General features: G+C 62.6%; 15 protein-coding genes and 1 pseudogene. 5 read left to right on the top strand and 11 right to left on the bottom strand.

The annotated features are described in order from the left end of the window. Positions 1-17: 17 nt before the first annotated feature. From ACR0FC_RS14095 to ACR0FC_RS14055, 9 genes are all read right to left on the bottom strand, one after another. The gene (locus ACR0FC_RS14095; protein ID WP_170341833.1) at positions 18-1,274 is read right to left on the bottom strand and encodes an ABC transporter permease; all 1,257 of its coding nucleotides are present in this window, start codon (positions 1,272-1,274) and stop codon (positions 18-20) included. After that, positions 1,271-2,191 (bottom strand): ABC transporter permease, encoded by a 921-nt coding sequence (locus ACR0FC_RS14090; RefSeq protein ID WP_170341829.1) that lies wholly within the window; start codon positions 2,189-2,191, stop codon positions 1,271-1,273. The genes ACR0FC_RS14095 and ACR0FC_RS14090 overlap by 4 nt, the downstream gene beginning before the upstream one ends. Positions 2,192-2,203: 12 nt before the next feature. Next, positions 2,204-3,316: an ABC transporter ATP-binding protein gene (locus ACR0FC_RS14085; protein WP_093963159.1), complete on the bottom strand. Its 1,113-nt coding sequence runs from the start codon at positions 3,314-3,316 to the stop codon at positions 2,204-2,206. Positions 3,317-3,440: 124 nt separating this feature from the next. Next, on the bottom strand, positions 3,441-4,565 hold the full coding sequence (locus ACR0FC_RS14080) for an extracellular solute-binding protein (protein WP_170341827.1): 1,125 nt from the start codon (positions 4,563-4,565) through the stop codon (positions 3,441-3,443). 351 nt (positions 4,566-4,916) lie between these two features. Beyond that, positions 4,917-5,999, bottom strand: coding sequence for an ABC transporter ATP-binding protein (locus ACR0FC_RS14075; protein WP_170341825.1), 1,083 nt, complete (start codon positions 5,997-5,999; stop codon positions 4,917-4,919). 3 nt (positions 6,000-6,002) lie between these two features. Then, positions 6,003-7,658, bottom strand: coding sequence for an alpha-glucosidase (locus ACR0FC_RS14070; RefSeq protein WP_170341823.1), 1,656 nt, complete (start codon positions 7,656-7,658; stop codon positions 6,003-6,005). 9 nt (positions 7,659-7,667) lie between these two features. After that, positions 7,668-8,816, bottom strand: coding sequence for a carbohydrate ABC transporter permease (locus tag ACR0FC_RS14065; RefSeq protein ID WP_093963163.1), 1,149 nt, complete (start codon positions 8,814-8,816; stop codon positions 7,668-7,670). Positions 8,817-8,827: 11 nt separating this feature from the next. After that, positions 8,828-9,835: a carbohydrate ABC transporter permease gene (locus ACR0FC_RS14060; RefSeq protein WP_093963164.1), complete on the bottom strand. Its 1,008-nt coding sequence runs from the start codon at positions 9,833-9,835 to the stop codon at positions 8,828-8,830. Positions 9,836-9,898: 63 nt separating this feature from the next. Then, positions 9,899-11,167: an ABC transporter substrate-binding protein gene (locus ACR0FC_RS14055; RefSeq protein WP_093963165.1), complete on the bottom strand. Its 1,269-nt coding sequence runs from the start codon at positions 11,165-11,167 to the stop codon at positions 9,899-9,901. A 231-nt stretch (positions 11,168-11,398) separates the two neighbouring features. Here ACR0FC_RS14055 and ACR0FC_RS14050 point away from each other — a divergent pair, with 231 nt between their 5' ends. The 5 genes and pseudogenes from ACR0FC_RS14050 to ACR0FC_RS14030 all read left to right on the top strand — a co-directional run bounded on the left by ACR0FC_RS14050 (position 11,399) and on the right by ACR0FC_RS14030 (position 16,410). After that, on the top strand, positions 11,399-12,430 hold the full coding sequence (locus ACR0FC_RS14050; RefSeq protein ID WP_170341820.1) for a LacI family DNA-binding transcriptional regulator: 1,032 nt from the start codon (positions 11,399-11,401) through the stop codon (positions 12,428-12,430). Positions 12,431-12,432: 2 nt separating this feature from the next. Further along, a pseudogene (locus ACR0FC_RS14045) lies at positions 12,433-13,731 on the top strand (GH1 family beta-glucosidase); the annotation flags it as partial. Continuing rightward, positions 13,717-14,760 (top strand): glucokinase, encoded by a 1,044-nt coding sequence (locus ACR0FC_RS14040; protein ID WP_367646662.1) that lies wholly within the window; start codon positions 13,717-13,719, stop codon positions 14,758-14,760. The pseudogene ACR0FC_RS14045 and the gene ACR0FC_RS14040, both read left to right, overlap by 15 nt. A 39-nt stretch (positions 14,761-14,799) precedes the next feature. Further along, entirely contained in the window at positions 14,800-15,726 is a 927-nt protein-coding gene (locus tag ACR0FC_RS14035) for a carbohydrate kinase family protein (RefSeq protein ID WP_170341816.1), read from the top strand. A gap of 18 nt (positions 15,727-15,744) precedes the next feature. Continuing rightward, entirely contained in the window at positions 15,745-16,410 is a 666-nt protein-coding gene (locus tag ACR0FC_RS14030; protein WP_170341814.1) for a D-lyxose/D-mannose family sugar isomerase, read from the top strand. Here ACR0FC_RS14030 and ACR0FC_RS14025 read toward each other — a convergent pair. Together ACR0FC_RS14025 and ACR0FC_RS14020 are read right to left on the bottom strand one after the other, a co-directional pair. Next, positions 16,404-17,333 (bottom strand): cation efflux transmembrane domain-containing protein, encoded by a 930-nt coding sequence (locus ACR0FC_RS14025; RefSeq protein WP_170341812.1) that lies wholly within the window; start codon positions 17,331-17,333, stop codon positions 16,404-16,406. The two genes, ACR0FC_RS14030 and ACR0FC_RS14025, sit on opposite strands and share 7 nt — an antisense overlap. A 71-nt stretch (positions 17,334-17,404) precedes the next feature. Next, a complete protein-coding gene (locus tag ACR0FC_RS14020; RefSeq protein WP_170341810.1) occupies positions 17,405-19,030 on the bottom strand; it encodes a GMC family oxidoreductase in 1,626 nt (541 codons plus the stop codon). Positions 19,031-19,096: the final 66 nt, after the last annotated feature.

Below are 19,096 nucleotides of genomic sequence, written 5' to 3'. Positions count from 1 at the left end.
CTGGTAGGCGCTTCTTCCTACTCGTCGGTCTTCAGACTGTTTGGATCGAAGACGTTGCCGAACCCACTGTTGCCCGAAGGCTGATCGTCAGGCTCGGCTGAGCTTTCGTCGTCCTGACCACCCAATGTGTTCGGAGCGAACACATTGCCAAAACCGCTGTTGTTAGACGGTTTGGGCGTGGATTGCTGAGCGTCGCCTTGCTCGGCCTCGCGCTGCTTGCGCTGCTCCTCGCGTTGCTTGCGCAATTCCTGAATGCGCTGCTCGGCTTCCAGACGCTTTTCTTCCTTGACGTCCGCGATACACTGGGCCGGGTTGTAGGCCATGGCCGTCCCGACGACAGTGATCGTTGCCACGGCGAACATGACCAGCAGCACGGCCGCCATGTTCCCCGAGAAAAAGCTGGGCAACTTGATCTTGCCCGCCAGCTCCTCGACCGTGGCTTCCTTGCGCGCGGCGGCGACCAGTTCCTGACGCTTCAACTTGGCTTCGTTCAACAGGGCGAAGAAAACGGTCAGCGCCACGATGATAAAGGCCAGCGCCGAAATCGCAGGTGTAATGCCGTAGCGCACCTTCTGAGCCAATTCGATTGTCAGTGTCGGATATTCGCCGAACGTGAAGGTGGTGGTGTTGTAGTTCTCGAACGAGGCAAGAAACGCCAGCACCGCCGCCGAAGCAATCGCCGGGCGCATGAACGGGAGCAGGATCTTGCGAAACGCCTGTGCATGCGTTGCGCCAAGGTCCAGTGCCGCCTCGGTCAGCGCCAGGTCATATCGCTGCAACCGAGCCACCAGAACCAACATGCAATAGCTGGCGATGAAGGTGGATTGGCCAATCACGGTCAGGAAAATACCGTTCGACAAGAAGCTGTCGGCACCCAGCCCCAGCATCCGGTTGATCCGGTCCCAGAAGACCAGCGTCGAGATACCCAGAACAACGCCCGGGATCAGGATCGGTGCGATGATGATCGTGTAGTAGGTGGCGCGCAGCTTGGGCCAGATCTGGGTCAGCATCAACGCTCCAGCCAAGCCCATCGCCACCGACAGAACCACGGTTCCCGTGCCGATGATCAACGAGTTCTTGATGCCGTTCAGGATGCGTTGGTCCTGAAACAACTCGCCGAACCACTGGAAGGTCAGGCATTCCCACGGGCTCATGCGCGGGAATCCAGATGAGTTGAAGGCGGTGATCGACATGATCACCAGCGGACCCAGCAGGTAGGCGAAGAAGATCGCCAGATAGACCCAGATGCTGATACGGAGGAAGGACATGTTCATTTCCCGATATCCCCCATGTTCACCTTGAACAGGCGCATCATTGCCAGCACGAACAGGATACAGGTGACCAGCAGAACGATGGCGTAGGCTGCGCCTTGTGGCCAGTCGTTGTTGTCATTGAACTGCTGATAGATCAGTTGCGTGAACCACAGACTGGATGGCCCGCCTAGGATTTGCGGTGCGGCCAGCGCACCGGCCGACAGCATGAACACCATCGTACAGCCGGAACTGATGCCGGGCTTGGCATAGGGGATGACCACCCTCCAGTGGATCCGCCACCACGGAGCGCCCAAGTCGCGCGCCGCTTCGATCTGGTTTCCATCCAGGCTTTCGATGACATTGTACATCGGGAAGATCATCAGCAGGATGTACGCGTAGCCGAGGCCCGCATAGAGCGCGATGTCGTTGCGGATGAAATCAAACGGCGTGTCCCAGATCCCCAATCCGACGAACAGCGTGTTCAAAACACCCGTCTCTCCGAAGATGATGCGCAGCGCAAAGGCGCGCAGGATCTCGTTGATCCAATAGGGGATGATCAGCATGATCGCGAAGATACGGATGTGATTGCCCTTGGACTGGCCCAGGTAATAGGCAATCGGATAGCAAATGATCAGGTTGAAGATCGTCACGCAGACCGCGGCGATCAACGTCCGGAAGAACACGCGCAGATCAACGGCGTTGTAGGACTGGCTACCGCCTTCCGGGCCGTAGATCAGGTATTTGTAGTTCTCCAGCGTGTACACGTCCTTGGGGCCGCCGATTTCCGGCGGCGGCAGGTTGGGACGGAAGGAAAAGTCCAGCATCGACAGCTGCGGCAGGATGATCAGGCCGATCGTCCAGAACAGGACAAGTCCCAGAATCGCGAGCCCCATGCCGAAACCGTTGCGGTTGAAGAAGTCCCTGAGGAAGCCAGGCATCGTCGGGCCTCCTTATTCCGCAGCCAGCTCACCCGCCGGAACGACGACCGCGTTGCGGGTTTCGTATTCCAACGTGATGTTCTGCCCGGTGTGATCTTTGAACGACTGCCCGTGGTTCGGGATCGAGACCTTAATCTCCTTGCCGCCCTCTCCTTCGGTGAAGATGTTGAAGACGTTGCCTTCGAATTCCTCGTGGGTCACCCGTGCCGTGACGAAATGATCGCCGCTCGTCCCCTCGGGTGCAATCGAGAACGCCTCGGGTCGGATGAACATCATGGCGTCGTCACCTTCGGCCAACTTGCCCTGATTGGCGGTCGATATCCGCGCCACCAGATCGCCGGACCGGTTGGTCGAGATCAGGGCCTCTTCGCCCATCACTCTTTTGACCTTGCCGCGGAAGACGTTGTTTTCGCCCACGAACGAGGCGGCAAAAGCGGTTGTCGGGTCGTTGTAGATGGTCTTGCCATCGGCGATCTGGTCGATCACGCCAGCGCGCATCACGGCGATGTTGTCCGACATGGTCAGGGCCTCGCCCTGGTCATGGGTGATGTAGATGAATGTGATGCCCACACGCTTTTGGATTTCGCGCAGCTCGGTGCGCATGTGCTGGCGCAGCTTGAGATCCAGCGCCGACAGCGGTTCGTCCAGCAGCAGCACGTCTGGCTCGGCGCATAGAGCGCGCGCGATGGCCACTCGTTGGCGCTGACCGCCCGACAATTCGCTGGGCAGCTTGTCGCCCTGATCCGGCAGGGCGATCATGTCCAGCAGCTCGTCCGCGCGTTTGCGCCGTTCGGCGGCGCTGGCCCCTTTGATCTCCATCGAAAAAGTTATGTTCTCCCACACCTTCATGAGCGGAAACAGCGCGAGGTTCTGAAAGATCAGAGCAGTAGGACGCTTGTTCGGCCCGATGCCCTTCATGTTCTTGCCGCCGATCAGGACATTGCCTTCGCTGGGCTCGAGGAACCCCGAGACCGCTCGAAGGATCGTGGTCTTGCCGCAGCCCGAAGGCCCAAGGAACGAAAAGAAATCGCCCCCGTTGATGTTCACGTTCGCATCTCGCACAGCGACAAAATCGCCGAAGCGGATCCACAGGTTTTCCAGATCAACTCCGATCCCTGCACTCATTTTTGGTATCTCCCTGTGATGCAGCCTCAGGCCGCACCGCATCGTTGTCCGTCACGCGGGGCAAACGCGTGCGGGGTCCAAAGGCCCCCCGCGCGACAACGCGAGGGGCGCGATCTCAAGGCGATCAGGCGCTCTTGAACTTGTTGACGAACTCGGTCCGGGTCTCGGCATACCACGGTGCTTCGGCAGGCCACGGGTTCAGGTTGGCCAGCGAGTCGCCCGGATAGGCCTCGGCAAAGTTCTTCTTGTAGGTGTCGCCCGAATACTGGTCGGCACCCAGAACCGGCGAGTTGTAGCCGTGGCTGTCGATTGCGACACCGGCCGGCTTGGCCTGATAGGCGAAGTCAATGAAGGCGTAGACCTGGTCGATATTGGTTGCGCCGGTCGGCATCGAAATACCGTCGACCCAAGCCATCGCACCCTCGACCGGAGCCTGGTAGTGCACCGGTTCGCCAGCGGATTTCAGTGCCAGCGGCGGACCATCCCAAGTCTGTCCGACGACAACCCCTTCGTTCAGCAGGCCGTTCTTCTGGGTGTCGGCATCGTTCCAGATCAGTTTGATCCGGTCCTTGCGGGCGATGCACCAGTCGGTGATCTGACCCCAGACCTTGCGCATGGTGTCTTCGTCGCCATATGCGGCCCAGACCGAGCCGGGCTCCATCTCGCCGATGCGCTCCATGTACAGACCCGCGCCCAACATCATCGAATGCGCGCGACCCATGGTCTTGCCGGCGTTTTCTTCCGACCAGACGTCACCATAGGACGGAGCGTCGCCCTCGGGCAGCCACAGGTCGGTGCGATAGGCAATGCCTTCGGTACCCCAGATATGCGGCAGCCAATGCGCGCCGCTGTCACCAAAGTTCCAGGCATCGGTGCCGATCTTGGCCATCGCCGGGTTGACCTTGTCGATCGGGACCCTGTTCATGTCGAACGGCTGCAGAAGCTCCAGCGGCTCCCACTGCAGCGAGCGGTTGTTGGTCGGCGAAACGATATCAAAGCCCTGGCCCTTGGTGGCCTTCATCTTGTTGATGATCTCTTCGTTCGAGCCAATTCCGGTGTAGTTCACCTTGATCCCGGTCAGGGTTTCGAACTCTTCGATGAAGCTGGGCGGCAGGTAATCCGACCACATCAGGATGTTGACTTCGCCCGAAGATGCAAGGGCGCTTTTGCTGTACAGAGGTGCCGCCAGCGCAGCTGCGCCGGCCCCTTTCAACACCGTACGACGGCTGAAGTTTGACGATTTGGTCATTCGTGTTTCTCCCGTGTTTGGACTGAGTTTTGTTTTTTATCCGTGCGTCACGTTAGAGTTTTGCGGTCGCCCCGTCAGTCCAAAAAGTGACAGTTTGCGAAATTCTTAGGTCCAGTTCCCTCGGAAGCCCAAGCCCGGAGCCTGCCCAAACAGCACGCGACTCTGCGGGAATTCGCGCAAGGATCATATATCAAAAGGGCCGACGATACCTAACGGCGCATCGGAACTGGCCTCATGTCGCGAAGGGAGATCACGCGAATTTTTTACGCAGCCGCCTAATCGATGCGCACCATTTCAGCCGCAAAAATCGATTTGCGACGAATTCAGACCAGAATCACGACGCGGTCGGAGCTATTTGCGCATTGACCGGCCGTCATGAAACAGGTGGATCTTCTCCGGCGCGGCAGTCACCGAAACCGTCTGACCACGCAAGCCACGATGGATGCCCGGCAGTTTGCCGATCACCGACTCAGCGCCGGGGGCTTTCGCGAAATAGAGCAGCGTCACCTCGCCCAACGCTTCGGTAAAGTCCACGGTCCCGGTCACGATGGGGTCACCGTCGGCGACCACCAGATCCTCGGGCCGCACACCCACGTTGACCTTCTTGCCGGCGTCGGCGTCCTCGGTCGGTATGGCCGAAACTGCCGTCCCGCCACAGTCCAACGCAACGGTCGTGGTGGCACCGGTGCCGGTGATCGTGCCCGGCAGCAGGTTCATTGCGGGCGAGCCGATGAACTGGGCCACGAATTCATTGTCGGGCGTCTCGTACAGCTCCAGCGGCGTACCAACCTGTGCGATGCCCTTGTTGGCCAGAACCACGATCCGGCTGGCAAGGGTCATTGCCTCGACCTGATCGTGGGTCACATAGATCATCGTGCTGTCGGGCATCGCCTCTTTCAGACGCGCGATCTCGATCCGCGTGGCCACCCGCAGCGCGGCATCCAGGTTCGACAGCGGCTCGTCGAACAGATAGACCTTGGGGTCGCGCACGATCGCCCGGCCGATGGCGACCCGCTGACGCTGCCCGCCCGACAGGGCCTTGGGCAGCCGGTCCAGAAACGGATCCAGCTGCAGGATCTGCGCCGCGCGGTTCACCGCGGCGTCGATCTGATCGGCGGGCATCCTGGCGATCTTCAGGGCAAAGGCCATGTTCTCGCGCACGGTCATGTGTGGGTACAGCGCATAGCTCTGGAACACCATGGCGATGCCGCGTTGTGCCGGGGGCACGTCGTTCATCACCTGCCCCTCGATTTCCAACGTCCCGCCCGATATTTTCTCCAGACCCGCGATCATCCGCAGCAGGGTGGACTTGCCGCAGCCCGAGGGGCCGACGAACACGATCAACTCGCCGCGCTCGATCTCGAGGTTGATGTCCTTGAGGACATCGACATTGCCATAGGTCTTGGCGACATCGGTCAGCTTGAGTTCGGACATGGGTTACCCTTTCTCTCGGACCATCAGGCAGAATTGCGACGGCGCCAGCGTGACGCGGCCCTGCGCCTCGATAGCGCCCAGATCCTGAGCGATGCAGCGCCAGTTGCCTTCGGGCAGGTCGATTTCCGCGGCGCCATCGCCCAGATTGAAGGCGCAGAACACCTGCTGAGTATCATCCTCGCGCAGGAAGCTGAGGATCGGGCCGGTTTCGCGCATGTCGGACTGGGTGCCCGACATCAGCGCCGGATACTCATGGCGCAAAGCGATGGCGCGACGATAATGGTTCAGCGCCGATCGCGGGTCTGCGTCCATCCGGTCAACGGCGCGCTCGGCCTGCGCGGTGCTGACGGGCAGCCAGGGCGCACCGGTGGTAAAGCCTGACTGTTCGTCCTGCGCGGCCCAGACCATGGGCGTGCGGCAGCCGTCGCGGCCCTTGTATTCAGGCCAGAACTCGATGCCATAGGGGTCCTGCAGGTGCTCAAAGGGCACGTCGGCCTCGGGCAGGCCCAGCTCTTCGCCTTGATACAGGCAGGCAGAGCCGCGCAGGCACATCATCAGAACCGCGTGCTGGCGGATGCCGGCCTCGTCCAGATCCCAGCGCGAGGCGTGGCGCTGTACGTCGTGGTTGGAGAACGCCCAGCACGGCCAGGCGTCGCCGGCCTTGGACAGAAGCTGGTCGAACACATGCTTGGTGTATTCTGCTGACAGGCGGCGTTTTTCCAGAAACTCAAAGGCATAGCACATGTGCATGCGCTTGTCGCCACGGGTGTATTCGCCCATGATCTCGAGCCCACGCTGAGCATCGCCCACCTCGCCCAGACAGGCACGGCCGTCATATTGGTCGGTCAGGGCGCGCAGCCGTTCTAGGAAGGCGATGTTTTCCGGCTGGCTCTTGGAATACAGGTGGTCCTGATGGTTGTAGGGGTTGACCATCGGCGCGATGGTTGCGTTGCGCTGATCCAGCGGCAGCGCCGGGTTGTCGCGCAGTTGCGCGTCGTGGAAGTAGAAGTTGATCGTGTCCAGCCGGAACCCGTCAACGCCCATGTCCAGCCAGAACCGCGCCACGTCCAGCAGCGCGTCCTGCACATCGGGGTTGTGGAAATTCAGGTCCGGCTGCGAGGTCAGGAAGTTGTGCAGGTAATACTGCTGCCGGCGCGTATCCCATTGCCACGCCGAGCCGCCGAAGATCGACAGCCAGTTGTTGGGCGGGGTCCCGTCGGGCTTGGGATCGGCCCAGACATACCAGTCGGCCTTGGGGTTTTCGCGGTTGCTGCGGCTTTCGACGAACCACGGATGCTGGTCCGAGGTATGCGACAGCACCAGGTCGATCATCACCCGCAGACCCAGACCATGGGCGCGGTCCAGCAACGTCTGGAAATCCTCCATCGTGCCGAACATCGGATCAATGGCGCGATAGTCGCTGACATCGTACCCGAAATCCTTCATCGGCGACTTGAAGAAGGGAGAGATCCAGATCGCATCGACCCCCAGACCGGCGATGTAGTCCAACCGCCGGGTGATGCCCCGCAGGTCTCCGATGCCGTCGCCGTTGCTGTCCTGAAAGCTGCGTGGGTAGATCTGATAGATCACCCCGCCGCGCCACCAGTCGGACGCCGTCTTGGTTGAGTGCTTGAGGTCCACGTTGTTCTGCACGTTCATCACACGCCCTTATTTGACTGAACCGGCCAGCAATCCGCGGACCAGGTATTTCTGCATTGCAAAGAAGACGACCAGCGGCACCGCGATCGACACGAATGCGGCCGTTGCCAGGATTTCCCAATTGCCGCCCCTTGTGCCCAGAAGCTCGACGATACTGTTGGTCATCACGGTGGTTTCGCCGGATGCGTCGATCAGGAACACCTTGGCCACCAGCAGGTCGTTCCATGTCCACAGGAACTGGAAGATGGCGAACGAGGCCAGCGCCGGAAAGCTCAGCGGCAGGATCAGCTTGGTGAAGATTTGAAACTCGGTGGCGCCATCGACCCGCGCATTCTCGATCAGGTCGCGGGGCAGCCCGGCCATGTAGTTGCGCAGAAGATAGATCGCCAGCGGCATGCCAAAGCCGGTATGGGCCAGCCAGACGCCCAGATACCCTTTGCCGATGCCGATGTTCAGGTGGAATTTCAGCAGCGGGATCAGCGCCAGTTGCAAAGGTACCACCAGCAGACCGACCACCGCGGCGATCAACAGCGCACGGCCCGGGAAATCCATCCAGGCCAGCGCATAGGCCGCGAAAGCCGCCACCAGGATCGGGATGATCGTGGCCGGAATCGTGACCGTCAACGTGTTGAAGAACGCCTTGGCCATGCTGTCAGTGCTGTCCTCGGCCAGCAGGACCTTGTGGTAATTGTCCAGCGTGAATTCGGGCGGCAGTTCGGCGGTCACGAAGACCCGCGTGCCCCGGCTGCCGGTGAATTCCTCGGTGTTCTCCATCCGGTAGTCGCCATTGGCCTGAACGGTGACCGTGCCGCCCTTGCGCAACTCGGCCGTCTGGCCCGGCTCAAACGCATCGATCTCGCGCGAGCTGATGCCCCATTTCGAGATGCGCGCCGTGGTTCCGGCGTCAAACAGGTTGCCCTCGATCACATACAGGCCGTTTTCCTGCACCTGGGTGTCGGGCGCGGCGCTGCGCAGCGTCAGGTTCTGCTCGGACGGGAAAATCGCCCGCCACCAGCCGCTGGTCGCGATCTGGTCCGCCGTGCGGAAGGACGAGATGAACAGGCCCAGCGTGGGCACCACCCACAGCACCACCAGAAACAGAACCGAGGCATGTACGGCCCATCTGAGCGCCGGGCGGGTTCCTGCGATCTCACTCATGACGCACCCTCCTATTCCATTTCCTTGCGCGCGTTGCGCACGTTCCAGACCAGGATCGGCGTCACCAGCAGCATGATCACCATGGCCGAGGCCGAGCCCACGCCCCAGTCATTGGCGCGGAACAGCTTGTCGAACATGTAGTTGGCCAAGACCTGTGTCTCCCACTGGCCGTTGGTCATGGCGAACACGATGTCGAACACCTTCAGCACGACGATGGTGATCGTTGTCCACACCACCAGGATCGTGGTCTTGATCTGCGGTACCTTGATCTTGAAGAAAATCTGAAACGGGCTGGCGCCATCCAGAATGGCGGCTTCGACCGTTTCTTCGGGAATGCCACGCAGGGCCGCCGACAGGATCACCATGGCAAAGCCCGTCTGAATCCAGACCAGCACGATCATCAGGAAGAAATTGTTCCAGAACGGAATCGTCAGCCAGGTCTGCGGGTCGGTTCCGCCAAAGAAGATGTACAGGGCATTCAGCATGCCGATCTGGTCCTGCTCGACCGGGCGAGTGTCATAGACAAGCTTCCAGATCACCGATGCGCCCACGAACGAGATCGCCATCGGCATGAAGATCAACGACTTGGCGATATTGCCCCAACGGATGCGGTCGGTCAGCTGGGCGACCAATAGGCCAAACGCTGTCGACAGCGCCGGGACCACGATCAGCCACAGCATGTTGTTGCGCATCGCTTCCCAAAATTTGGGCTCTCCCATCATCTGGGCGTAGTTGTCCAGACCCACCCATTCGTATCCGCCGCCGGGCACCCGGTCGGTCAGAGACAGGCGCAGCGTTTCCACCACAGGATAGGCCAGGTACAGCCCCAGCGCGACCAGAGCGGGGAATAGAAACAACCATGGCCGGACCATGTTTGCCCGATTGATGTTGCGCCCGGCGTTCGGGCCGCGCGGCGGGAACAGAATCTTGTCCAGAAACTGGTTGGACAGATAGAAGTAACCAACGCAGGCGGATACGCCGATGGCGATCGTCAGCAGACCTTGCAATGCGGGATGCATGTCACCCTCCCTGGCGACAATGGGTCGGGCAACCCGAAGGTCGGATTGCCCGGTTTTACGGCTTTACTGGATCGCGTCCCAAGACGCCTGGATCTCGTCGGCCACTTCTTGCGCGGGTTTGCCACCGGCATAGTCGACCATGCCCGTCCAGAACGTGCCTGCGCCAACCGCACCCGGCATCAGGTCGGACCCGTCAAAGCGGAAGGTGGTCGCACCCAGAAGAATGTCGTTCATCTTCTTCAGGGTCGGGTCCGAGAAGGCCGAGGTATCGACACCCTTGTGCGGGGTCAAAAAACCGCTGAGCGCCATCCAGGTCTCATGCGCCTCGGGCGTCTGCAGATAGGCGATCAGGTCATGCGCGGCGGGGCTGTCATTGGTGATCGCCCACAGGGTGCCCGCGCCCAGAACCGGGCTGCCCAGATCCTTGCCTTCATAGGCCGGGAAGTAGAAGAAATCGGCATCTTCGCCCACGACCGTGCCTTCGGGGAAGAAGGCCGGGATGAACGAGGCCTGACGGTGCATGTAGCACTGCGGCGGCGAGCTGAACATGCCTTTGGGGCTGTCGCGGAAATCCGTGGTTGCAACCGCACCGGCCCCACCGGCGACGTAGTCGTCATTGCGGGCGAATGCGCCGAATTCCTCGATCGCGGCCACGACCTTGGGATCGTTGAACTTCAGCTCGTTGGCAACCCACGCGTCATAATCCTCGGGGGATTGGGTGCGCAGCATCATGTCCTCGACCCAGTCGGTCGCAGGCCAGCCAGTTGCGCCACCCGACCCCAGGCCGATGCACCAGGGCGTGCCACCATCTGCGACGATCTGGTCGGTCAGGGCCTTGAGTTCTTCCATCGTGGTCGGGACTTCATATCCCGCGTCCTCGAAATTCTCGGGCACGTACCAGACCAGCGATTTCACATCGACCTTGTAGAAGAAGCCGTAGAGATGATCCTGACCGTCCGGCCCAGCGTAAGTGCCCAGATCGACCCAGGACTGGCCCGCGGCATAGTTGTCCCGGATCCAGTCGGCGGTCCCGTCAGCAAGCGGCGTCAGAAACCCGGCCTTCGCCATGTCGGCAGCAAGACCCGGCTGGGGGAACACGGCGATGTTCGGTGCCGATCCGGCCTCGGCGTCGATGCGGATCTGCTGCTCGAAGCTGTCCGACCCGACATAGGCATATTCATGACCGGTGGCCGCGGCAAAGCCGTCCAGAACCTTTTCGACATTCTCCTGGTCCGGGCCAAGCCACGGGCCGAACACGGTGACCTTTTCGGCCTGCGCCGCGCCCGCCATCAGGGCAAACGTGGCCGCACCTGCCAAAAGCGAGTGTTTCATTGATTTTCCTCCCAACTGTATCCGCGCGTGTGAGACTCAGTTTTCAAAGCGCTTTGAATGTGGCCGTTATCCGCTAACATGTTGGCCCTGTCAATGGCTAGATTTTGACTTGGGCCGCCTGCGCCCATGTTTTCATGGTATACTGCAGAGAGTTGCAAAACAACTTGACGCAAGCGGCAAATCCCCACACAACAGGGCGCACACAAGCATTGAAAGCGATTTGCAACCGCTATGAACCTCAAGCAGCTCTCTCAGATCCTGGGTCTGTCACAGACGACAGTCAGCCGCGCGCTGAACGGTTACCCAGAGGTGAACGAAGAGACTCGCATGCGGGTTCAGGCGGCGGCGGCCAAACATGGCTATCGACCGAACGCGCGCGCCAAGGGGCTGGCGACGGGTCGGTCGATGGTGATCGGCCACGTGATCCCCATCTCGTCGCGCCACGAGATGGTGAACCCGATCTTCGGCGATTTCGTCGCCGGCGCGGTCAAAAAATATGCCGAGCACGGCTATGACATGATGTTCACCAATGCTGACGACACCTCGATCGAGGACGCCTATCGCAGCCTGTTCCAACGCGGGGCAGTCGACGGCGTAGTGTTGCAGGGCCCCAAAGTGAACGAGCCGCGGATCGAGGTTCTGACCCGCATGCAGGTGCCGTTCATCGTGCATGGCCGGTCGACCAGCGTCAGCGTGCCCTATGACTGGATCGACGTGAACAACAAAAGCTCGTTCCTTCGCGCCACCCGGTTCCTGATCGACCTGGGCCACCGGCGGATCGCGCTGATCAACGGGCTGGAGGACATGGACTTTGCCCAAAGGCGCCGCGACGGGTATCTCGAGGCGCTGAAACAGGCCGGTCTGTCGCCCGACCCGGCTCTGATGCGCAGCGCCGAGATGACCGAAGTCTATGGCCATCACGAAACCCGCGACATGCTGCGGCTGGACGATCCGCCGACCGCGATCCTGACCTCGTCGATGATCTCGGCGATCGGGGTGCGGCGCGCGCTGGACGAGGCCGGGCTGAAAATGGGCCGCGACGTATCGGTGATCGCCCATGACGATGACCTGTCCTATCTGAAGAACGGGCAGGACGTTCCGATCTTTACCGCCACCCGATCTTCGGTACGCCACGCCGGCGAACTGGCCGCCGAGATGCTGATCGAGCGCATCCGCGCACCCCACGATCCGGCCAAGACTAGATTGCTCGAGGCCGAACTGGTAGTCGGCGGCTCGACCGGTCCCGCCCCCAACAGGTTCTGAACATGAAATACACCCGCGCTGATTTCCCCAAAGACTTCCTCTTTGGTGTCGCAACCTCGGCCTATCAGATCGAAGGCCACGCACAGGGCGGCGCCGGCCCGACCCATTGGGACAGTTTCGCGGCCACGCCCGGCAACGTTGTGCGTGCCGAAAACGGCGATCTGGCCTGCGACCACCTGCACCGGTTCGAACAGGATTTCGACCTGATCCGCGAGGCCGGGTTCGACTGCTATCGCTTTTCCACCAGCTGGGCGCGCGTGCTGCCCGAAGGGCGCGGTCCGGTGAACCAGGCCGGGTTGGACTATTATGACCGGCTGGCCGACGCCCTGCTGGAACGCGGCATCCGCCCCTGCGCCACTCTGTATCATTGGGAGCTGCCCTCGGCGCTGGCTGATCTGGGCGGCTGGCGCAACCGCGACATCGCCGACTGGTTCGCCGATTTCACCGAGATCATCATGGGCCGCATCGGCGACCGCATGTACAGCGTCGCCCCGATCAACGAGCCTTGGTGCGTCAGCTGGCTGAGCCATTTCGAAGGCCACCACGCCCCCGGCCTGCGCGACATCCGCGCCACGGCCCGCGCCATGCATCACGTCCTTCTGGCCCACGGCCGCGCGATTCAGGCGATGCGGGGCCTTGGCATGTCGAACCTGGGCGCGGTGTTCAACCTGGAATGGGCCGAACCTGCCGATGACACCCCCGAGGCCCGCGAAGCCGCCGATCTGTACGACGGTATCTACAACCGGTTCTTCCTGGGCGGTGTTTTCAACAAGGCCTACCCCGAGAACGTCCTGCAGGGGCTGCAGGCCCACCTGCCCGACGGGTGGCAGGATGATTTCGACACGATCGGCACGCCGGTCGACTGGTGCGGGCTGAACTACTATACCCGCAAGCTGATCGCGCCCGCCGACACGCCCTGGCCCAGCCTGCAAGAGGTGCCTGGCCCTCTGCCCAAGACGCAGATGGGGTGGGAGATCGAGCCAAGCGCGCTGACCCGGTTCCTGACCCGTACGGCCCGGGACTACACAGGCGATCTGCCGATCTATGTCACCGAAAACGGCATGGCAAGCCCCGAGCGGCAGCAGGATGACGACCGCATCGACTATCTGAATCAGCATCTGTCGGCGGTGCAGGACGCGCTGGATCAAGGCGTTCCGGTCAAGGGCTATTTCATCTGGTCGCTGCTGGACAATTACGAATGGGCGCTGGGATACGAAAAGCGGTTCGGCCTGGTCGATGTCGATTTCGACACGCTGGAACGCCGCCCCAAGGCCTCGTTCAGGGCGATGCAGGCGGCTTTGGCCCAAGGCGAACCGGTCTCGGTCCCGATGGCGCAGCCCAGGGGCGCGATGCACGACCACTGGAACCTGGTGGCCGATATCGGCGGCACCAACACGCGGCTGGGGGTCGTCACCAATGGCACGCTCACCGATCTGCGCAAATCGCCCACCGGCACCCTGCCCGAGTTTCTGGCCGCCCTGCACGACCTGTGCGCCGAGATCGGAACGCCGCCGCGCGCCGTAGTCGCCGCGGGCGCCGGCCCGGTGCGCAATGGATCGATCCGCCTGACCAATGCCAATCTGGACCTGTCCGAGGCCGACATTGCAACAGCCACCGGCGCGGACCACACCTTTGTCATCAACGACTTCACCGCCGCCGCGTGGTCGGTGGCCGAGATTACCCGCGATGACGTGCAGGCCCTGCAGGGCGACCCGACCCCGCCCAAGGGCACCCGACTGGTGGTCGGCCCCGGCACTGGGCTGGGCGTCGGCGCGCTTTTGTATTCCGAAGGCCACTATCACACCGTCTCGGGCGAGGGCGGCCATGTCGGCCTGTCACCCCGCACCCGCGACGAGGTGGACGTGTTCGAAGCCGCCCGCCGGATCGCGCCCGAGTGTTTCTTTGGCGACAGCCTGACGCTCGAGGCCGAAATGTTCCTCAGCGGCACGGGCCTGCCGATCCTGTATCGCGCTTTGGGCATGGCCGCAGGCCAGCCCGACACGCCCGTCCTGCCCGCCAAGGACATCCTGCACGCCGCGCAGAACGGGTCCAATCCGCTCGCCATGCGCGCCGCGCAGATCTTCACCACCCACTTGGGCGCCGTGATGGGCGACATGGCCGTGACCGTGATGCCCACGGGCGGCGTCTTCCTGGTGGGCGGCGTGGCCGAGAAGAACCGCTGGCTGTTCGGCGACGACTTCCTAGCGGCCTTCAACGCCGGAGGCCGGTTCGACGCGCTGCGGCAGGGCTTTGGCGTTTATGTGTCGGAACAGGCCGAATTTGGCATTGTTGGCGCTAACAACTTCTGCAAAAATGCGCTCGCGCGGTAAACTCACCGCCAGATCTTTGCAGAAGGAAGGAGCCGGGACATGATCCTGTGCTGTGGCGAGGCCCTGATCGACATGATCGCGGAGCCGACGGTTTCGGGCGCGCAAGGTTTCGTGCCGCATTCGGGCGGGGCGGTGTTCAACACCGCCATCGCGTTGGGCCGGCTGGGTGCGCCTGCCGGAATGCTGACCGGGCTGTCCAGCGACATGTTCGGCCAGCAAATGGCGCAAGCCCTGAAAGACAGTCATGTGGATGGCTCGCAGGTTGTTCTTTCGGACCGTCCGACCACGCTGGCCTTCGTGCAACTGCAGGACGGGCACGCCACCTATTCCTTCGTCGATGAAAACTCGGCCGGGCGGATGCTGCGCCCCGAAGACATGCCGGACCAGTTGACCGCGACCTCGGCGCTGTATTTCGGCGGCATCAGCCTGACCTGCGAGCCCTGCGCCGATGCCTATGCCGCCCTGCTGGACCGCCACGGCGCCGAGCGCGCAGTGATGATCGACCCCAACATCCGCCCCGGTTTCATCCAGGACCAGACCCGCTATCGCACCCGGCTGAACCGGATGATCGCGCAGGCCGACATCGTCAAGGTCTCGGACGAAGATCTGGACTGGATCGTCCCCGGCCCTGAAACGCTGGAGGAAAAAGTGCCGCTGCTGCTGCAGGCCGGCCCCGCCGTGGTGATCGTCACGCGCGGCAGTCAGGGCGCGGCCGGGTATCTGGCCGATGGCCGCACGGTTTCGGTGCCGGTCACGCCGGTTCAGGTGGTCGATACGGTGGGCGCGGGCGACACGTTCAACGCCGGGGTGTTGGCGCAACTGCACCGCGCCGGGCTGCTGACAAAACAGGCGCTCCGTGCGATCTCGCCCGACGACCTGCGCACCGCGCTGGAGCTGGGCGGCAAGGTCGCCGCCGTCACCGTATCCCGCGCCGGCGCCAACCCGCCCTGGGCGCACGAGCTGTAATTCATCGAAAGCACCGATATGAAACGATCCGAGATCAACCGCATCAAGGCCGAGGCGCAGGCCTTCATCAATTCTTTCGGCTTTGCCCTGCCGCCCTTTGCCGACTGGACGCCCGAGCAGATGCGCAGCCCGCAGGCCGCCGGCATCCGCGCCCGTGGTCTTGGCTGGGACATCACCGATTACGGCCAGGGCGAGTTCGATGAACTGGGCCTGTTCCTGTTCACCCTGCGCAATGGCGACGAAAAGGACCTGAGCGCGGGCCGGGGTATGCTCTATGCCGAGAAGCTGCTGATTTCGCGTGACAAACAGCTGTCGCCGATGCATCGCCACATCGTCAAGGCCGAGGACATCATCAACCGCGGCGGCGGCGATCTGGTGATGGAGATCTACGCCTCGGCCCCCGATGGCAGCATCGACCGCGATACCCCCGTCACCGTACCCAGCGACGCCTGCCCGGTGACCATCCAGCCGGGCGAGCATCTGCGCCTGAAACCGGGCGAAAGCGTCACGCTGATGCCCGGCATCTGGCACGCCTTCTGGGCGGAAAAGGGCGATTGTCTGATCGGCGAAGTCTCGACCGTCAATGACGACCGCACCGATAACGTGTTCGAACAGCCGATCCCGCGCTTTGCCACGATCGAGGAAGACACCGCGCCCGAATTCCTGCTGGTCGCCGATTACTGAGCGCGCGGGGCCGGACCAAACGGCGGGTCCGAGGCCAGTGTCAACGCGACCCGGCCCGGGCTTGCGGCCTGGGCCAGCCGGTCGCGGACGGCCTCGAAGGCTTCGATCGTCACGGGTTCGGCGGGTTTCAGATAGACAAGGTGGAACAGTGCCCGCCCGCTGCGCACCGTCGCCACGTCCAGCACCTGAAACGGGCTGTCGGCACAGATCCGGCGGGCCTGCGCAATGATCTCGGCCCGGGCATCAACCGGCAGCGCCACACCCACGACATCGCGCAGCGCGCCCAGAAATACCTTGATCGGCTGAGGCAGCAGCGCCAGGCACAGCAGCAACACCACCAGCGCATCCGACACCGGAACCAGACCGGCAAGCGGCCCGCCCTCAAGTAGGTTGATCGCAAAAAACGCCGCCCCGGCCCCAAGGCTCAGCACCCCGTCGACCATCGCGGCCCGGGACTCGACCCGCAGCAGATCGCTGGTCTTTCCCGTGCGGCGCCAGTTCCAGCGGTGATAGGCGAACAGCGCCAGGCAGATCGCCGCCATCGACCCGGCATAGATCAGGATCCATTCCAGAACCACCGGCGCGGCTTCGCCCGTCTTGGCATAGACCAGCAGACTGTTCACCGCCGAACCAGCCGCCATCAGGATGATCCCGAACAGCAGCAGGCTGCGGAACATCACGAAGACGGATTCGTCGATCTCGTATCCGAAGGGGCGGTTCTGGTCCGGGGCCCGTCGGATCGAGGCGGCGACCCATCCCGCCACCACAGCCGTTGCGAAATTGAGCCCCGAGAACAGCCCGTCCAGCAACAGCGCATCGGAGTTTGCCAGCAACCCGGCCACAACCCCGGCACCCGCCATGAACAGGCTGGCCCATTTTGCCGCGTTCAGCGACCGGCGTTCAAAAATCAATGTGTCCTGCATCGGTTCAGCTTTTCCGGTTGATGAGGCTGGCGGTCATTTATGTCCGACGGGCCAAGGCGCAAGCCCCGCGCTCATGCCCGTCCGCGTATCATGTCGGCAGCCTTTTCCGCGATCATGATCACGGGCGAGGCGGTATTGCCCGACACGATCTTCGGCATGACCGAGGCATCGACCACCCGCAGCCCCTCCAGACCCCGAACGCGCAATTGTGGATCGACCACCGCGGCGGCGTCGCTGCCCATGCGGCAGGTGCCGACCGGGTGAAAGATCGTGGTGGCGATGTCGCCCACCGCATCCAGCAGACCCTGTTGGTCGTTGATCTCGGGGCCGGGCAGAACCTCTTGCGGGTGATAGGGTGCCAGCGCCCGCGCGGCCATCACCTGCCGGGCCTGCTGCACGGATTTGACCGCCACCTGCCGGTCACGCTCGGCCGAGAGGTAGTTCAACCTGATCTCGGGCTGGGCCGTCGGATCGGGCGTGGTGATGTGGCAGTGCCCCCGGCTTTCGGGCCGCAGATTGCAGACCGAAACGGTGATCGCGGGGAACGGATGCAGCGGATCGCCCAGACGGTCGGTCGACAGTGGCTGTACGTGATATTCCAGATCCGGCGTGGCCAGCATCGGGTCGGATTTGGTGAACATGCCGAACTGGCTGGGCGCCATCGCCATCGGGCCCGACCGGGTCAGGGCGTACTGCGCCGCGATGCGCGCCTTGCCCCACAGGCTGTTGGCCATGGTGTTCAGGGTTTTGGCGTTTTGCACCTTGAACACGGTTCGGATCTGCAGGTGGTCCTGCAGGTTCGCCCCCACGCCCGCGCTTTCATGCTGAACCGCGATTCCGTGCGCCGCCAGCACCTGGGGGTCGCCGATCCCCGACAGTTCCAGCAGCTTGGGCGAGTTGATCGACCCCGCCGCCAGCAGAACTTCGGCCCCGGCCACAGCGCGGTATTCGGTGCCCCCCCGCGCAAAGCGTACGCCGCGCACGGCCTTGCCCTCGAGGATCAGGCCCAGAGTCTCGGCCTCGGTCAGGACCCGCAGGTTGGGCCGCTTCATCGCTGGGCGCAGAAATCCCTTGGCCGTGTTCCAGCGCACGCCGTTCTTCTGGTTGACCTCGAAAAACCCCGAGCCCTCGTTGTTGCCGTCATTGAAATCGGCGCGCGGCTGGATGCCGATCTCGCGCGCGCCGTCCTGAACGGCTTTCAGGATCTCCCAGCTCAGCCGCTGTTTCTGAACCTTCCACTCGCCGCCGGACCTGTGCATTTTGCTGTCGCCGGCGTGGTGATCTTCGGATCTCAGAAAATAGGGCAGCACGTCGTCCCAGCCCCAGCCCGCATTGCCCAGCTGCCGCCAATGGTCATAGTCGGCCGCCTGCCCGCGCATGTAGATCATCCCGTTGACCGAGCTGCACCCGCCCAGCACCTTGCCGCGCGGATAGACCAGCGACCGCCCGTTCAGACCCGGCTCGGGCGCGGTTTTCATCATCCAGTCGGTGCGCGGATTGCCGATGCAGTACAGATACCCCACCGGGATGTGGACCCAATGGTAATTGTCCGACTTGCCCGCCTCGAGCAGCAGAACCCGTGTCCTGGAATCCTCGGTCAGCCGGTTGGCCAGCACACAGCCCGCGGTACCCGCGCCTATGATGATATAGTCGTATTCGCCCTCGAGCCGGGCGGTTTCAGATGTGGCGGAATTCATTCTCGGTCTGCTCTGTGCATTGTTCCTGATCCTGCGGAGCGCAGCTTAGCAGCTGTCGCCGGCAAT

The organism is Ruegeria sp. BB9, from assembly GCF_056539345.1.
This window is presented reverse-complemented; position numbering and strand designations above follow the sequence as displayed.

Bases quoted from the DNA above. Each gene is read 5' to 3' on its own strand.
- ACR0FC_RS14080 (WP_170341827.1), bottom strand. From the start codon at position 4,565: ATGACCAAATCGTCAAACTTCAGCCGTCGTACGGTGTTGAAAGGGGCC.
- ACR0FC_RS14065 (WP_093963163.1), bottom strand. From the start codon at position 8,816: ATGAGTGAGATCGCAGGAACCCGCCCGGCGCTCAGATGGGCCGTACAT.
- ACR0FC_RS14020 (WP_170341810.1), bottom strand. From the start codon at position 19,030: ATGAATTCCGCCACATCTGAAACCGCCCGGCTCGAGGGCGAATACGAC.
- ACR0FC_RS14095 (WP_170341833.1), bottom strand. From the start codon at position 1,274: ATGAACATGTCCTTCCTCCGTATCAGCATCTGGGTCTATCTGGCGATC.
- ACR0FC_RS14085 (WP_093963159.1), bottom strand. From the start codon at position 3,316: ATGAGTGCAGGGATCGGAGTTGATCTGGAAAACCTGTGGATCCGCTTC.
- ACR0FC_RS14060 (WP_093963164.1), bottom strand. From the start codon at position 9,835: ATGCATCCCGCATTGCAAGGTCTGCTGACGATCGCCATCGGCGTATCC.
- ACR0FC_RS14090 (WP_170341829.1), bottom strand. From the start codon at position 2,191: ATGCCTGGCTTCCTCAGGGACTTCTTCAACCGCAACGGTTTCGGCATG.
- ACR0FC_RS14025 (WP_170341812.1), bottom strand. From the start codon at position 17,333: ATGCAGGACACATTGATTTTTGAACGCCGGTCGCTGAACGCGGCAAAA.
- ACR0FC_RS14055 (WP_093963165.1), bottom strand. From the start codon at position 11,167: ATGAAACACTCGCTTTTGGCAGGTGCGGCCACGTTTGCCCTGATGGCG.
- ACR0FC_RS14040 (WP_367646662.1), top strand. From the start codon at position 13,717: ATGCAGGCGGCTTTGGCCCAAGGCGAACCGGTCTCGGTCCCGATGGCG.
- ACR0FC_RS14030 (WP_170341814.1), top strand. From the start codon at position 15,745: ATGAAACGATCCGAGATCAACCGCATCAAGGCCGAGGCGCAGGCCTTC.
- ACR0FC_RS14050 (WP_170341820.1), top strand. From the start codon at position 11,399: ATGAACCTCAAGCAGCTCTCTCAGATCCTGGGTCTGTCACAGACGACA.
- ACR0FC_RS14075 (WP_170341825.1), bottom strand. From the start codon at position 5,999: ATGTCCGAACTCAAGCTGACCGATGTCGCCAAGACCTATGGCAATGTC.
- ACR0FC_RS14035 (WP_170341816.1), top strand. From the start codon at position 14,800: ATGATCCTGTGCTGTGGCGAGGCCCTGATCGACATGATCGCGGAGCCG.
- ACR0FC_RS14070 (WP_170341823.1), bottom strand. From the start codon at position 7,658: ATGAACGTGCAGAACAACGTGGACCTCAAGCACTCAACCAAGACGGCG.